Origin of the sequence: Sphingomonas sp. PAMC 26621 (genome assembly GCF_000251145.1) — a bacterium.
Lineage (GTDB): Bacteria > Pseudomonadota > Alphaproteobacteria > Sphingomonadales > Sphingomonadaceae > Sphingomonas.
On the sequence record NZ_AIDW01000026.1, the window covers coordinates 1 to 14,910 of the forward strand.

The window sequence follows — 14,910 nt, forward strand, 5'->3', positions numbered from 1 at the left end:
GAATTGCCCTTACCTCACGCTTGAGAGTCCGCACCACCAACAACAACACTGGCATGATCATGACGATCACGCCGACTCGGCAAGAGCAGAGTTGTCGCAGTATCTTGGTGCGGATGATTAAAAATGCTCAGCCTGATTAATTAGCGTTGTATCCGACCATACCGTCCTGACCCCGAGGCGAACCTCAGTCCAGGATCGTTCCTGTCGAACCAACGCCGTATCACGGCATCGATTTTAAGAACCCATTCACAATGTCAAATAAGGCGGGGCGAACCCCGCAATTTCCGCCGAAGCGGAAGCGTTTTCTCTTCATCTCTAGGTATATGCAGCGAGTGGTGGAGCCTATCGGGATCGAACCGATGACCTGATGCTTGCAAAGCAACCGCTCTCCCAGCTGAGCTAAGGCCCCATACTCTTTTAAAGCGCGAATGTGGTGGGCCTGGGTGGATTCGAACCACCGACCTCACCCTTATCAGGGGTGCGCTCTAACCAACTGAGCTACAGGCCCGCACCTGCTTGCGCCGACCGTCGCAGCATGAGCTGCGCCAGATGGCGCGCTTTGCAGCGCCGACCGAGCTTGTCCGACACGGCCCGTAACAGCAAAGCTGTCGGTCCGTGTGGACTACCTAGTGATGAAGGGACATGAGGACGGCGGCAAATGTTCTTTGGAATGGAAGAAGCTCTTCCCCTCACCCGAAATGAAAGGCGCTTTCTGCCGATATCCTTAGAAAGGAGGTGATCCAGCCGCAGGTTCCCCTACGGCTACCTTGTTACGACTTCACCCCAGTCGCTGAACCCACCGTGGTCAGCTGCCTCCTTGCGGTTAGCGCACTGCCTTCGGGTGAATCCAACTCCCATGGTGTGACGGGCGGTGTGTACAAGGCCTGGGAACGTATTCACCGCGGCATGCTGATCCGCGATTACTAGCGATTCCGCCTTCATGCTCTCGAGTTGCAGAGAACAATCCGAACTGAGACGGCTTTTGGAGATTAGCTCACCCTTGCGGGATTGCTGCCCACTGTCACCGCCATTGTAGCACGTGTGTAGCCCAGCGCGTAAGGGCCATGAGGACTTGACGTCATCCCCACCTTCCTCCGGCTTATCACCGGCGGTTCCTTTAGAGTCCCCAACTGAATGATGGTAACTAAAGGCGAGGGTTGCGCTCGTTGCGGGACTTAACCCAACATCTCACGACACGAGCTGACGACAGCCATGCAGCACCTGTGTTCCAGTCCCCGAAGGGAAGAGATCGGTCTCCCGAAATCGTCCGGACAGTGTCAAAGGCTGGTAAGGTTCTGCGCGTTGCTTCGAATTAAACCACATGCTCCACCGCTTGTGCAGGCCCCCGTCAATTCATTTGAGTTTTAACCTTGCGGCCGTACTCCCCAGGCGGATAACTTAATGCGTTAGCTGCGCCACCGAAGCTCTAAGTAGCCCCGACAGCTAGTTATCATCGTTTACGGCGTGGACTACCAGGGTATCTAATCCTGTTTGCTCCCCACGCTTTCGCACCTCAGCGTCAATACCAGTCCAGTGAGCCGCCTTCGCCACTGGTGTTCTTCCGAATATCTACGAATTTCACCTCTACACTCGGAATTCCACTCACCTCTCCTGGATTCAAGCGATGCAGTCTTAAAGGCAATTCTGGAGTTGAGCTCCAGGCTTTCACCTCTAACTTACAAAGCCGCCTACGTGCGCTTTACGCCCAGTAATTCCGAATAACGCTAGCTCCCTCCGTATTACCGCGGCTGCTGGCACGGAGTTAGCCGGAGCTTATTCTCCCGGTACTGTCATTATCATCCCGGGTAAAAGAGCTTTACAACCCTAAGGCCTTCATCACTCACGCGGCATTGCTGGATCAGGCTTTCGCCCATTGTCCAATATTCCCCACTGCTGCCTCCCGTAGGAGTCTGGGCCGTGTCTCAGTCCCAGTGTGGCTGATCATCCTCTCAGACCAGCTAAGGATCGTCGCCTTGGTGCGCCTTTACCACACCAACTAGCTAATCCTACGCGGGCTCATCCCTCGGCGATAAATCTTTGGACTTACGTCATCATCCGGTATTAGCAGTCGTTTCCAACTGTTATTCCGAACCAGGGGCAGATTCCCACGCGTTACGCACCCGTGCGCCACTAAGGCCGAAGCCTTCGTTCGACTTGCATGTGTTAGGCATGCCGCCAGCGTTCATTCTGAGCCATGATCAAACTCTCAAGTTTATGACCAACATCATCGCAGTGGAATTCCACGATAAATCAGCATCTCTAGGAGCTGCTCTGCACATATTCTTACGTATGGATACGTGAAGGACATGTATAAGAGCGACTTAGCTTTGAACGATCCAACGAGCCTAGAGGACCCGAAAGACCGTGTAGCCGCCGCCCACATGTCCCTTCATCTAAAACCAACAATGTCAAAGAGCGCAAAACGCCGACGTCTTGCTCAGCCCTTCTTTCAAAGGGCGAACCGAACGCCGAGGATCTGGTAACTGCAGAAGCGAACCGTTCGGTCCGTCGCTGCGGTGACACCCCTCTATGGCCGGCACACGATTCGGTCAAACGCTTTCTTGCAGTTTTCTTTCATTCGCGCGGCAAGATTGTCTCTTTCCCGTGGAATTCCGCGCTTTTCCGCCCTTCGAAGAGGCGCTTCGACAGAGCTTGTTTCCCTTAGTGCGCCAACAAAACCGGGACCGGACACCCCTTCAGCATGGTCGCGGTAACCCCGCCAAACAGCGATTCGACCCACCGCGCATGGTCGAATCCCCCCATCACCAGATAGGCAGCGTCACGACTGCGCAGAACTGTGGCGAGGATGTCCGCCACGGTCCGACGATTCCCGGCTTCGATCTGAACCTCGGCGCGGATGTCGTGACGCGCCAGATATTCCGCCGCTTCTGTCGCTGGAACCGACACCGAGCCGTCGTCGATCTGCACCACCGTCACCGAAGCCGCCAACGCCAGCAACGGGACCGCAGCCCGCAGCGCCGCCTCCGCCGAATCCGATCCGTCCCAGGCGACCACGGCATGACCGGACACGTCGAGCCGTTTCGCGGTTTCGGGAACCGCCATCACCGGCTTGCGGCTCTTGAGCACGAGGTCCCCAGCGATCCCCGTCATGTCGGGATACCACCCCCCGTCGAGCCGACGGTTGACGACGATCAGGTCGGCAAGCTTCGCCGCCGCGCGCACGCAACTGGCCGGATCTCCCGTGGCATCGCGCCAATCATGCGGGACGTCTTCCTGAACCAACCGGCTTTTTAGCGCGATGGCATTGCGCGATTCGCGTTGTTGCTCGTCCGCGAGCAGGAGGGCGTCGCCGCCAGCCCCCATATAGTCTCCCACGAACAGCGGGACCGCCACAACGTCGACGCAGGTGAGATGCCCACCTAGCCCGCGGACAAGATCGAGTCCGACCTGAAGCCGCGCCTCCTGCCCTTCGTCGTCATGTACCAGGACCAGGATGTTCTTCACCGACCGCCTCCCTCGCTACGAATGGGGATGAGGCTAGGCCAGGCAATGTTGCAGAAGAATCGGGATTAGTACGGAGCGGGCAGCCGCGGGCCCGCCTAGCGTCAGCGCCGGCGTAACCGTCGGAGCAGCCCGCCCTTGGCGATCCCCTCAAGCGCGGCCCCGGGCCCCTCCGCATCGAGCACCTCATTGTCGGCGAGCCACGTCTCGACCTCGTTGAGGTCAGGCGTCTCATACGGGCGGAGCGTCTTGCCCTGCCCGCGCAACGCCTCGATCGTCGCGATCAGCGAGCCCGTTTGCGCGAGATGCGTGCTGACCACGTCGACCTCGAGCCCGAGATGCTCGGCAATCAACCCGTCGCGGATGCCGGTGATGACCGGACCATAGTCTTCATTGCCCGGGCTGGCGGTGGTGATCGTCACGTCGCATTCGGTATCAAGCCGCATCGAACGGTTGTTCATGTTCGACGATCCGACACGCAGGCTGACGTCGTCGACGATCATGATCTTGGCGTGGACGTAGATCGGCTCGCCGCCTGCGGTGTGCGGGTGATAGATGCGGAAGCGGTGTCCTGCGTCGCGCCGATGGAGCGTCTCGTACAACCGGGCGCGCGCCGTATCCATGGCGAGGGGCTCTAGCCAACCCTGTGCCGCCACCGGATTGATCAGTACGATCTCGGGACCGTCAGGCTCGTCGAGCCGCTTCTCGATCGCCTCGCCGATCTTCCGTGACGCGAAATACTGGCTTTCGGCATAGATCGACCGCTTCGCGCGCGCGATCTGATCGAGGTACAGCCGTTCGATCTCGATGACGGGGTCGCAATCCGGCATCTCGGGCGCGCTCCGCGCAATCGCGACGGTGACCTCGCCGAAATGCCGCTCGAGCGCGTCGGGCCAGCAATCGGTCCCGCCCTCGACCGGCTCGATCGGATGGCCGCCCGCGCGTTCCCACCGCATCCGCGCATGATCGCCGAGTGCCGCCGCGACCGGACCGGTGAGCGCGGTCGTCGCATCGTGCCAGGGCTTGTACGGCTTGCCGTTGGGTTGGTGCCGACCGGGTTCGTCATCCAGATGCGCGCGCGTGTCCCACCGGTCGCCGGTCATGTCGATCCCGCCGCAGAAGGCGAAGCAATCGTCGATCACGACTATCTTCTGGTGATGCGATGCGGCGGGAGGGTGCTTGGCATCGAGCTTGGTGTGGATCCGTGGATGCCGCATCCATTTCAGCACCGTGAGTATCGTGCGGCCGCGGAACAATGTCTTCATCGCGCCGAGATCCCAGCGAAGCAGAAAGACTTCGAGCTCGGGATTACGCTCGACCAGCCACAAAATGAAATCGCCGACCCGCGACGGTGCGTCGCGCGCTTCGTCGCTGGTGCCCAGTTCGATCCGCGCGTCGAAATCCCAGCCGATCAGCATGATCCGCTTGCGTGCCTTGAGCATCGCGGACCGCGCGTGGCGGAAATAGTCAGCGGCATCGACGATCACCGCAGCGGCGTTCGCCTGCTCGATCCGCCAGCAGGTGTCGCCTGGTCGCAGCGACTCGGTGCCGCTGTCGGTCATGGTCGGCGCGAAGCCGGTAGCGGGCGGGCAAGACGGTCCATCGCCTGCCCTTACGCGAAAGCGCTACGGCCGAGTCAAGGATTTCGATTCGCGGCCTCGCAATGCGAGAAAGCCGCGCTGTTCGGGGACCGGAACGGCGGCTCGCGTGTTTGTCCGCTCGACCCGACGGCACACGCCGCTTTCCAAGGACCTATCATGGATATCACCGACCTGATCCTCGACGACCATCACCAGATCCGCAAACTGTTCGCACAGATCGAGCAGATCGACCGGTCCGATACGGAGTCGCTCGAGGCGATCTGGGGGCGGCTGAACGCGCTGCTCGATACGCATGCGGAGGCGGAGGAACGCTTCTTCTATCCGCGACTGATGCAAATCGGCACTGGCGGCAACGACGCGCCGAGCGCCGAAGAGGAAACCGAGGACGCAATCGAGGATCATAACAAGATCCGCGACGCCTCCAGTGCGGTCAACAAGGAAGAGGTCGGGTCGGACGCATGGTTCGCGGCGATCGGCAAGGCGAACGAGGAAAACGGCGACCACCTCGCCGAGGAAGAACGCCAGGGCCTGACCGACTTCCGCGAGCATGCAACGCTCGAGGAGCGGCACGATCTCGCGGTCAAGTTCGCGGCGTTCAGCGCGGCGCACATCACCGGGGTCAAGCCGGTCGACAAGGACCCGGACCAGTGGCTCGCTGACCACGCCAAAAAATAACCCCTGCCCTCCCTCCCCAGGAGAAACCCGATGTCCAAGACCACGATCGCAGATTTGTTCGCCCAGACGCTCCATCTTGCGGGGGTCGAACGGATCTACGGCGTGGTCGGCGACAGCCTCAACGGGCTGACCGAGGCGATCCGCGCGCAGGGCAAGATCGAATGGGTTCATGTCCGCAACGAGGAAGCCGCGGCGTTCGCGGCCGGGGCCGAGGCGCAACTGACGGGGAAGCTCGCGGCGTGCGCGGGATCGTGCGGCCCGGGGAACATGCACCTGATCAACGGGCTGTATGACTGCAACCGGACGCGCGTTCCCGTGCTCGCGATCGCGGCGCAGGTGCCGACCGGGGAAATCGGCTCGAACTACTTCCAGGAGACGCGGCCCGAGGCGCTGTTCCGCGAGTGCAGCGTCTACTGCGAGACGATCAGCGATGCGGACCAGATGCCGCGCACGCTCGACACCGCGATCCGCGCGGCGGTGGGGCATCGCGGGGTTTCGGTCGTGGCGATTCCGGGCGACGTTGCCTTGCGCACGACGACGGGCACGCTTGCCCGATCGGCGGATGCGTTGCTGCCGGCCGCCCCCGTTATCACCCCGGCCGCAGGCGAGATCGCGAAGCTGGCGGCGCTGCTCAACGGTGCGGGCAAGGTCACGATCCTGGCCGGGCGGGGCTGTCGGGACGCGCATCCGCAGTTGATCCGGCTGGCTGCTGCGTTGCAGGCGCCGGTGGTGCATGCGCTCGGGGGCAAGGAATGGGTCGAATATGACAACCCCTATGACGTCGGAATGACGGGGCTGATCGGCTTTGCCTCGGGCTATGACGCGATGATGGCGTGCGATACGCTGCTGATGCTCGGCACCGATTTCCCCTATCGCCAGTTCCTGCCGAACGATGCGAAGGTCGCACAGATCGACCTTCGGCCCGAGAACCTCGGGCGGCGGACCGCGATCGACCTCGGGCTGGTCGGCGATGTCGCCGCCACCATCGAGGCGATGTTGCCACAATTGCGCGATGGGCGCGACCGGGACTTCCTCGATAAGTCATTGAAAAACTATGCAAAGGCCCGTGAGGACCTCGACGAACTCGCGGATGGCAAGCCCGGCAGCGGGGTGCTCCACCCGCAGCATGTCGCGGGGCTGGTGAGCGAGATGGCGAGCGAGGATGCGGTGTTTACTGCAGATGTCGGCACGCCGACCGTATGGGCCGCGCGCTATCTGAAAATGAACGGACACCGCCGGCTGATCGGATCGTGGAACCACGGGTCGATGGCGAACGCGCTGCCGCAGGCAATCGGCGCGCAGGCGGCCTCGCCCGGGCGGCAGGTCGTGTCGCTGTCGGGCGACGGCGGCCTTGCGATGCTCATGGGCGAATTGCTGACGGTTCGCCAGCTAGCACTGCCGGTGAAAATCATCGTCTTCAACAACGGGACGCTCGGCTTTGTCGAGATGGAAATGAAGGCGGCGGGGCTGGTCGAGACCGGGGTCACGCTCGACAATCCCGATTTCGCGGCGATGGCGCGCGCGATGGGGATGCACGCGGTGCGCGTCACCGACCCGGGCGATCTTGCGCGCGGGGTGCGCGAGGTGCTCGATCTTCCTGGGCCCGCCTTGCTCGATGCGGTGACCGCGCGCGACGAATTGTCGATGCCGCCCAAGATCACGCTCGAGCAAATGAAGGGCTTCACGCTCTACATGGCGAAGGCGATCCTCAGCGGGCGCGGCGACTCGGTGATCGAATTGGGGAAGACCAACGTCGGGCTGTTGAAGACCCTGTTCTGAGGTGCCCGTTTTCCCGCGAAAGCGGGAATCCAGGGTCGCGCAAAGCAACGCACGTTGGTGCGTGCGACTCCTGGGCTCCCGCCTTCGCGGGAGAACGGAAGCGTTTCTCGGACGGGCTGCCCCGTCCCGCGTCCCGAATATCCTTACGACCGCCTCATTCTAAAGGAAAAAGCGATGGATTATCTGAAGCTCGGCATGACCGGCCTCGACGTCTCGCGGCTGTGCCTCGGGTGCATGACCTATGGCATTCCCGACCGTGGCAACCACGCCTGGACACTCGACGAGGCGACCAGCCGCCCGATCCTGCAAAAGGCGGTCGAGGCGGGGATCAATTTCTTCGACACCGCCAACGTCTATTCGGACGGCACGTCGGAGGAGATCGTCGGCCGCGCGCTCAAGGATTTCACGCGGCGCGAGGAAGTCGTGATCGCGACCAAGGTGCATGGCCGAATGCGCCCCGGACCCAATGGCGCGGGGCTCAGCCGCAAGGCGATCATGACCGAGATCGACGCCAGCCTGACGCGGCTCGGGACCGATTACGTCGATCTGTACCAGATCCACCGCTTCGACCCTGAAGTGCCGATCGAGGAAACGCTCGAGGCGCTGCATGACGTCGTGAAGGCAGGCAAGGCGCGCTACATCGGCGCGTCGTCGATGTACGCGTGGCAGTTCGCGACGATGCTCCACGTATCGGACGCGAACGGCTGGACGCGCTTCTCGACGATGCAGGATTATCTCAACCTGCTGTACCGCGAGGAGGAGCGCGAGATGCTGCCGTTGTGCGAGGCGGAAGGGATCGGCGTGATCCCGTGGAGCCCGCTCGCGCGCGGTCGCCTGACGCGCGACTGGGACCAGGCGACCAACCGGTCCGAGACCGACCAGTTCGGCGCGACGCTCTACAGCCACACCGCCGACGCGGACCGTCGCGTGGTCGAGCGGGTCGCCGAGATCGCCAAGGACCGCGGCGTCCCGCGCGCGCAGATCGCGCTTGCCTGGGTGCTCGCCAAGCCCGAAGTCACCGCGCCGATCGTCGGCGCGTCCAAGCCGGGGCATCTCGACGACGCGATCGCGGCGCTCGAGATCGGGCTGACCGAGGACGAGATCGCGCGGCTCGAGGAGCCGTATGTACCGCATGCGGTGGTCGGCTTCGCATGAGCGCGAAGACGGTCGCGCTGCCCGATGGCACGCTGGTCCCCGCGCTCGGGCAGGGCACGTGGAACATGGGCGATTCCGCCAGTACGCGCGCGGCCGAGATCGCCGCGCTGCGCGAGGGGATCGAACGCGGACTGACGCTGATCGACACCGCCGAAATGTATGGCGATGGCCGGTCGGAGGATCTGGTCGGCGAAGCGATCGCGGAGCTGCGCGACCAGGTCTTCCTCGTCAGCAAGGCATTGCCGCAAAATGCGTCGCGCGCGCGGCTGCGCGCGGCGTGCGAGGCAAGTCTGGAGCGGCTCGGGGTGGAACAGCTCGACCTGTATCTGCTCCACTGGCGTGGTCCGGTTCCGCTGGCAGAGACGGTCGAGGCGATGGAGCGGCTGGTCGCGGACGGGCTGATCGCACGCTGGGGGGTGAGCAACCTCGATGCCGACGACATGGCGGAGCTGGTCGCGGCGGGGGGCGCGGCGTGCGTGACCGACCAGATCCTGTACAATCTGACACGGCGTTCGCCCGAGCTGGACTTGCTGCCGTGGCTTGCCGGTCACCGGATTCCGGTGATGGCGTACAGCCCGGTCGAACAGGGTCGGTTGCTGCGGAATGCCACCTTGCGGTCGATCGCGGCGGAGTTCGACGCGACGCCCGCGCAGGTGGCGCTGGCGTGGGTGCTGCGCGATCCGTCTGTGATCGCGATCCCGAAGGCGGGGTCGGTCGCACATGTCCGCGACAATCACGCTGCGCTCGATCTGGTGCTGGATGGTGTGCTGTTGGACAGGCTGGACGCGGCGTTTCCACGGCCGAAGACGCGCAGGCCGCTCGAGATGCTGTGATGGCGGGGTGGGGATGTGTGCGGCACGGTTGATGCCGGGACGCGTCCGGCGAAACCGATGCGGGGGAGCTCCCCTCCCCTTCAGGGGAGGGGCTGGGGGTGGGGCCGTGCCTGCTTTCGGCGGCCAGAGTGCTGGACTGCCCCACCCCAACCCAGTGGCGGGTCGATCAGGCTCCAAGCCTGATCTAAACCGCGCGGGGCGCGGTTTACCCGCCACTCCTGAAGGGGAGGGGCTTTCGTGTTCGTACGGCGCGCCCTTGGAATCCAGTGTTGCTAGCGCAACCGCCTAGAAGGCGGACGACGGCGACGATGGCTTCCTATGCCCCCGGGAATGACGGGCATCAGAAAACCTTGGCTTTCCATCCGAGTGTAACCTCGGCGCAGGCCGTCGCGTCAGCCGGCGGTGGACATTCGGCCACAATCCCGGAACAAGCGCCCGCATGATCCTCACCGATATCGCGACGCGCACCTATAACCACGGCTGGCGGCTCGACCCGATCGTGCGCAGCCTGCTCGATACCGATTTCTACAAATTGCTGATGCTGCAGATGATCCGGCAGCTCCACCCGGACGTGGAGGCGACCTTCTCGGTCATCAACCGCACCCAATCGGTCCGCCTCGCGGAGGTGATCGACGAGGCCGAGCTCCGCGCGCAGCTTGATCATGCGCGCACGGTGCGGTTCGGGAAGAAGGAGCTGATCTGGCTCGCGGGCAACAGCTTCTATGGCAAGGAACGGATGTTCGCGTCGGATTTCCTCGGCTGGCTCGCCGAGTTCCAGCTCCCGCCCTACGACCTGCGCGTGGTCGACGGGCAATATGAGCTGCATTTCGATGGCCCCTGGACTCACACCACCATGTGGGAAGTCCCCGCGCTCGCGATTCTCAACGAACTCCGGTCGCGCGCGGCTTTGCGCGGGCACGGGCGGTTCGAGCTCGACATCACCTATTCGCGCGCCAAGGCGCGGCTGTGGGACAAGGTCGAGCGGTTGAAGCAACTCCCGGGACTCGTCCTGTCGGATTTCGGGACGCGACGGCGGCACGGGTTCCTGTGGCAGCGCTGGTGCGTCGAGGCGCTCAAGGAAGGGCTGGGCAGCCGCTTCATCGGGACATCCAACGTGCTGCTCGCTATGGATACCGACCTCGAGGCGATCGGCACCAATGCGCACGAACTGCCGATGGTCGCGGCAGCACTCGCGCGCGACGATGCCGAACTTGCCGCAGCGCCCTATCAGGTACTCGAGGACTGGCGGCGGCATTATGCGGGCAATCTGCTGATCGCGCTGCCCGATGCGTTCGGCACCACCGCGTTCCTGGCAAACGCGCCGCACTGGCTGTCCGACTGGAGCGGGTTCCGCCCCGACAGCGCTCCGCCGATCCCGGCGGGCGAGCAGATCATCGCCTGGTGGAAAAGCCACGGCGTCGACCCGCGCGAGAAACTGCTGATCTTCTCGGACGGGATGGACGTCGACTCGATCGAGCAGGTCTACCGCCATTTCCACGGGCGCGTTCGGCTGAGCTTCGGCTGGGGGACCAACCTTACCAACGATTTCCGCGGCTGCGACCCGCGCGGCGGGGCTGCGCTCGAGCCGATCTCGCTGGTCTGCAAGGTGACGCAGGCGAACGGGCGTCCCGCGGTCAAGCTGTCGGACAATCCCGCCAAGGCGACCGGCGACCCGGCCGAAATCGCGCGCTATCTGCGCGTGTTCGGCGCGGAGGGACGGGTTCCGACCACGGTCAGCGTTTAGGGCGAAGCCGGGTCGGACACGCCCCCCTCGCCCCGTCAGGCCATTCCCCTGCGCCGTCTACGTCACCCCCGCCCGATCAGCCGGCGGACGGTGCCGACCAGCTCGATCGGGTCGAACGGCTTGAGGATCACCCCGGTCGCGCCCGCGAGCTGCGGGCGGAGCGCATCCGACTCATGCCCGCGCGCGGTCATGAACAGCGCCGGCGTTTCGGCGAGTCCCGGACGTTCGCGCAACGCCGCAAGCAACGCGATCCCGTCCATTTCCGGCATCATCACGTCCAGGATGATCGCATCCGGTCGCCATGGACCGGCATCGACCAACCGCAGCGCAACCGCACCCGACCGCGCCGCGCGGACCTCGATCGCCGGATCCAGCGACAGCGCCATTTCGACGATCGTGCGGATGTCGTCATCGTCGTCGACGTAGAGGATCCGCAGCGAGTCGCTCATGACCGCGCCCGTACATCCAGGATGCGCCGGACGGTCGCCCTGAGGTCGGGGAGCGATCCGCGTGACTTGACCAGCACCGCATCCACCATCCGCGCGGCATCGGGGGAAATTTCATGCGCGGAGAAGATGATCGTCGGGATCGCGAGGCCGTCCGCATCGACCAGGATCGGCAGCAGTTGCAGCGCCGAGCCCTCGGGCAAATGCAGATCGAGGATCGCGATATCGGGGCGCTCGGTTTCGAGCAGCGCGCGCGCCGCGGCGAGGTCGGTCGCCTTGAGGACTCGCGCGTCGTGATGCAGCGCGGTTTCGGTCAGCGACAGGACGTCGGGGTCGTCGTCGACGTGCAGGATCGTCGCACGGGCGGTGCCCGACCGGCTTGTCGCGGTATCGATCGCTTGCGCAAGGCGGCGCGAGTCAACCGGCTTGACCAGCCAGTCGACGAGGTCGAGCGGGACCGGATCGTCCACCTGCGTCCGGTCGAGCGCGGACAGGATGATGATCGGCAGCGACGATCCGCCGTCCGCGGTGCGCAGCGATTGCGCGAGTGCGAGACCACTTTCGCCCGGCAGCCGGAGATCGAGCAGCAGGGCGACGAAGCACCGACGGTCGAGCGCGTCGCGCGCATCGCGCGTGTTGGTGACCCGCTCGGCACGGTACCCGAAGTCTGCGACCATGGACTCGAGCATAGCCGCCATCCCGACATCATCCTCACAGATGAGAACGCACGGGTGGTCGGACGGCTCCGCGACCCGTGCCGCTTTTCGGTGCAGGTCCAGCGCAAAGGCAAAGCGCGATCCGCCGCCGGCGCGATCCTCGAACCAGATCCGCCCGTCATGCCGCGCGACGATCTCGCGCGAGATCGCGAGGCCAAGCCCGGTGCCGATCCCCTGCTCGCCATCGGCGCGTTCGAACCGGCCGAAGATGCGGTCGCGAAAGGCGACCGGAACGCCCGGCCCCTCGTCCTCAACGCTGACGATCGCCTTGCCGTTCGCTTCGTCGGGTCCGAGCACGATCCGCACCACGCCCCCGGTCGGCGTCGCGCGCACCGCGTTCGAGACGAGGTTGGTGATGACCTGCAGCAACCGGTCGGCATCCCCCATCACGGGGACTTCCCCGTCGGGCAGGTCGCAGACGATCTGCACCGATTCGACCGCCGCGAGTCCCTGGCTCCCGACCTGTGCGCGGTCGACCACCGCGCGCAGGTCGATCGCGCTGCGCGCGAGGTGGAGCGTGCCCGAGCGGATCCGGTCTAGGTCGAGCATGTCGTTGATCAGGCGGATCAGCCGCCGCGAATTGTTCTCGGCAATCTCGACCAGCCGCGCCGCCGCGTCGGGAATCGCGCCCGCCGCGCCCGCACGCAGCAGCCCGAGCGCGCCGACCACCGACGTCAGCGGGGTGCGCAATTCGTGGCTGACGGTCGACATCAGCGCGTCCTTCATCCGCTCCAGCCGCTTGCGTTCGGACACGTCGCGCGCGGACACGACGAGATAGATCCCGTCGGGCAGGTCGATCGCGCCGAGCGCTACGTCGACCGGGACTTCATGCCCGTCGCGGTGCAGCAGCGTGCGGTCCGACCGATAGGGTTCGAGCAGTTCCCCGTCGCGCAGCTGGACCCGGTCGCGCAGCGGAACACCGGTATCGGGGAAGCGCACCACTTCGGAAAGATGGCGACCGATCAGCTCGCCCGGGGCATAGCCGAGCAGCGTCGATGCCGCGCGGTTGATCGTTTCGATCCGGCCCGCGGGGTTGACGATCGCCATCGCATCGATCGTACTGTCGAGGATCGTGCGGTTGCGCTCGGCGCTTTCGAACGCCTGGCACCGCGCGGCGTAGCGCGCCATGCTCTGCGCCCAGAAGGCGCTCGCCGCGGCAAGCGCGATCAGCGCGATCAGCCCGATCCCGAGCCAGATGCTGCGCAGGTTCGCCGCCGCCGCCTGCCGGAACGCCACGACGTTGCGATCGCGCGCGCCCCCCGCCGCACGCACGATCTCGGCGGAGATCGCGCGCATCTCCTGCATCAGCCGGTCACCATCGCCGTCCGCGACGCGGGCCGCCGCGCGCGCGAACCCCGCGCTGCGGCGCTGCGCGATCACGCCGTCCATCTCGGCGAACTTGCGCGCCGCGAGCGCACGCATCCGGCGCAACCGCGCGCTTTGTTCCGGATCCCCGGCGAGATCGCGCTCGAGCGAGGCGAAGCCCGCGAACACCGCGTGGCGGGCCGGGGCGTAATTCTGCAGGAAGCGGTCGTCCCCGGTGATGACGAAGCCGCGCTGCCCGCTTTCGGCATCCGCGATCCGGGGAATCAGCGTGCTGGCGACGAGCTTGCGGTCGAACGAATCATGCGCCGCATGCCGCAAGGTCTCGCTGGCCGAATATTCGTGATCCAGCCCGACCGCCATCAGCGCGAGCAGCAGCGGCACCAGCAGCGCGACCAGCGCGAAGCGCAGCGCATTCGGCCGCTTCGGGACGGCCGGGTCGGGCGGCACCGGGCCCGGCCCCCTCACGGGTTGGCGATCCGATCGGCCTCACCCAGCAGCGGCTGCATCGCCAGCAGCGCCTGCGCGCGATTGGTGACACCGAGCTTGCGGAAGATCGCGGACATGTGCGCCTTGACCGTCGCCTCGGTGATGCCGAGGTCGCCCGCGATCTGCTTGTTGAGGCGCCCGTCGGCCAGCGCGAGCATGACCCGGCGTTGGGCACCCGACAAGGTCGCGAGCAGATCCCGCGCGGACTGGGTCGACCGGGGCGTGGTGCCCGCAACCGGGAACACCCGCTTGCCCGCCACGATCTCGCGGAGCGCCACCGTCAGCTGGTCGAGCGGCCAGCTCTTCGACAGGAAGCCGACCGCCCCAAGAACCTGCGCAGTCTCGATGATCCCCGGATCGCGATTTGCCGAAACAAAGGCGATCGGGGTCTGGCCCAGCAAATGCTGCAACTGCAAAAAACCCGAAAAACCGCGAGAATCGGGCAAGACGAAGTCGAGCAAAACGAGCTTGTGCCCCTTCTTGCGCAAGGCTGCCGCCTGCTCCGCTTCGGCGATCGACCCCGCCGTATCGACCGCGACGCCGGGCACGGCAAGTTTCACCGCGAGGATCAACCCCTCGCGGGTCAGCGGATGATCATCCGCGATCAGTATATGTCCCGCCGTCATCCTCTTCGAGCCCTCCGGGACCAAGTCTCGCGCCGCTGCGTCTTTAACTTATGTGGAACGG

At 64.8% G+C, this 14,910-nt stretch carries 10 protein-coding genes, 2 tRNA genes and 1 rRNA gene; 5 read left to right on the forward strand and 8 right to left on the reverse strand.

Annotation, left to right across the window (positions count from 1 at the left end; translation table 11 throughout):
- Window positions 1-333 precede the first annotated feature (333 nt).
- The 5 genes from RI03_RS14850 to RI03_RS14870 form a co-directional block, all read right to left on the reverse strand.
- Window positions 334-409 (reverse strand) — tRNA-Ala (locus RI03_RS14850).
- Window positions 410-431: 22 nt separating this feature from the next.
- Window positions 432-508, reverse strand: a tRNA-Ile gene (locus RI03_RS14855).
- Between the two features lie 220 nt (window positions 509-728).
- A 16S ribosomal RNA gene (locus tag RI03_RS14860) occupies window positions 729-2,214 on the reverse strand.
- 447 nt (window positions 2,215-2,661) lie between these two features.
- Window positions 2,662-3,465 carry a universal stress protein gene (locus tag RI03_RS14865; protein ID WP_010218238.1) on the reverse strand — a complete coding sequence of 268 codons (804 nt, stop codon included), beginning with the start codon at window positions 3,463-3,465 and terminating at the stop codon, window positions 2,662-2,664.
- A 101-nt stretch (window positions 3,466-3,566) separates the two neighbouring features.
- Window positions 3,567-5,024, reverse strand: coding sequence for a phospholipase D-like domain-containing protein (locus RI03_RS14870; RefSeq protein WP_010218239.1), 1,458 nt, complete (start codon window positions 5,022-5,024; stop codon window positions 3,567-3,569).
- Between the two features lie 195 nt (window positions 5,025-5,219).
- Here RI03_RS14870 and RI03_RS14875 point away from each other — a divergent pair, with 195 nt between their 5' ends.
- The 5 genes from RI03_RS14875 to pncB all read left to right on the forward strand — a co-directional run bounded on the left by RI03_RS14875 (window position 5,220) and on the right by pncB (window position 11,249).
- Window positions 5,220-5,738, forward strand: coding sequence for a hemerythrin domain-containing protein (locus tag RI03_RS14875; protein ID WP_010218240.1), 519 nt, complete (start codon window positions 5,220-5,222; stop codon window positions 5,736-5,738).
- A gap of 30 nt (window positions 5,739-5,768) precedes the next feature.
- Window positions 5,769-7,517 carry a ubiquinone-dependent pyruvate dehydrogenase gene (gene poxB / locus RI03_RS14880; protein ID WP_010218241.1) on the forward strand — a complete coding sequence of 583 codons (1,749 nt, stop codon included), beginning with the start codon at window positions 5,769-5,771 and terminating at the stop codon, window positions 7,515-7,517.
- Window positions 7,518-7,691: 174 nt separating this feature from the next.
- Complete coding sequence (locus tag RI03_RS14885; RefSeq protein ID WP_010218242.1) at window positions 7,692-8,672, forward strand: aldo/keto reductase; 981 nt, start codon at window positions 7,692-7,694, stop codon at window positions 8,670-8,672.
- Window positions 8,669-9,505, forward strand: coding sequence for an aldo/keto reductase (locus tag RI03_RS14890; protein ID WP_010218243.1), 837 nt, complete (start codon window positions 8,669-8,671; stop codon window positions 9,503-9,505). The genes RI03_RS14885 and RI03_RS14890 overlap by 4 nt, the downstream gene beginning before the upstream one ends.
- 439 nt (window positions 9,506-9,944) lie before the next feature.
- Window positions 9,945-11,249 carry a nicotinate phosphoribosyltransferase gene (gene pncB, locus RI03_RS14895; protein WP_010218244.1) on the forward strand — a complete coding sequence of 435 codons (1,305 nt, stop codon included), beginning with the start codon at window positions 9,945-9,947 and terminating at the stop codon, window positions 11,247-11,249.
- A 62-nt stretch (window positions 11,250-11,311) separates the two neighbouring features.
- Here pncB and RI03_RS14900 read toward each other — a convergent pair whose 3' ends face one another.
- From RI03_RS14900 to RI03_RS14910, 3 genes are read right to left on the reverse strand one after another with little or no spacing between them, the layout of a single operon-like run.
- On the reverse strand, window positions 11,312-11,698 hold the full coding sequence (locus tag RI03_RS14900) for a response regulator (RefSeq protein WP_010218247.1): 387 nt from the start codon (window positions 11,696-11,698) through the stop codon (window positions 11,312-11,314).
- Complete coding sequence (locus RI03_RS14905; RefSeq protein WP_037515388.1) at window positions 11,695-14,184, reverse strand: CHASE3 domain-containing protein; 2,490 nt, start codon at window positions 14,182-14,184, stop codon at window positions 11,695-11,697. The genes RI03_RS14900 and RI03_RS14905 overlap by 4 nt, the downstream gene beginning before the upstream one ends.
- 14 nt (window positions 14,185-14,198) lie before the next feature.
- Entirely contained in the window at window positions 14,199-14,849 is a 651-nt protein-coding gene (locus tag RI03_RS14910; RefSeq protein ID WP_010162370.1) for a LuxR C-terminal-related transcriptional regulator, read from the reverse strand.
- Between the last annotated feature and the right edge of the window lie 61 nt (window positions 14,850-14,910).

What these genes read in the sequence shown, in the direction of transcription:
- pncB (WP_010218244.1), top strand. Translation starts at nt 9,945, where the DNA reads ATGATCCTCACCGATATCGCGACGCGCACCTATAACCACGGCTGGCGG.
- poxB (WP_010218241.1), top strand. Translation starts at nt 5,769, where the DNA reads ATGTCCAAGACCACGATCGCAGATTTGTTCGCCCAGACGCTCCATCTT.
- RI03_RS14910 (WP_010162370.1), bottom strand. Translation starts at nt 14,849, where the DNA reads ATGACGGCGGGACATATACTGATCGCGGATGATCATCCGCTGACCCGC.
- RI03_RS14870 (WP_010218239.1), bottom strand. Translation starts at nt 5,024, where the DNA reads ATGACCGACAGCGGCACCGAGTCGCTGCGACCAGGCGACACCTGCTGG.
- RI03_RS14875 (WP_010218240.1), top strand. Translation starts at nt 5,220, where the DNA reads ATGGATATCACCGACCTGATCCTCGACGACCATCACCAGATCCGCAAA.
- RI03_RS14885 (WP_010218242.1), top strand. Translation starts at nt 7,692, where the DNA reads ATGGATTATCTGAAGCTCGGCATGACCGGCCTCGACGTCTCGCGGCTG.
- RI03_RS14900 (WP_010218247.1), bottom strand. Translation starts at nt 11,698, where the DNA reads ATGAGCGACTCGCTGCGGATCCTCTACGTCGACGACGATGACGACATC.
- RI03_RS14890 (WP_010218243.1), top strand. Translation starts at nt 8,669, where the DNA reads ATGAGCGCGAAGACGGTCGCGCTGCCCGATGGCACGCTGGTCCCCGCG.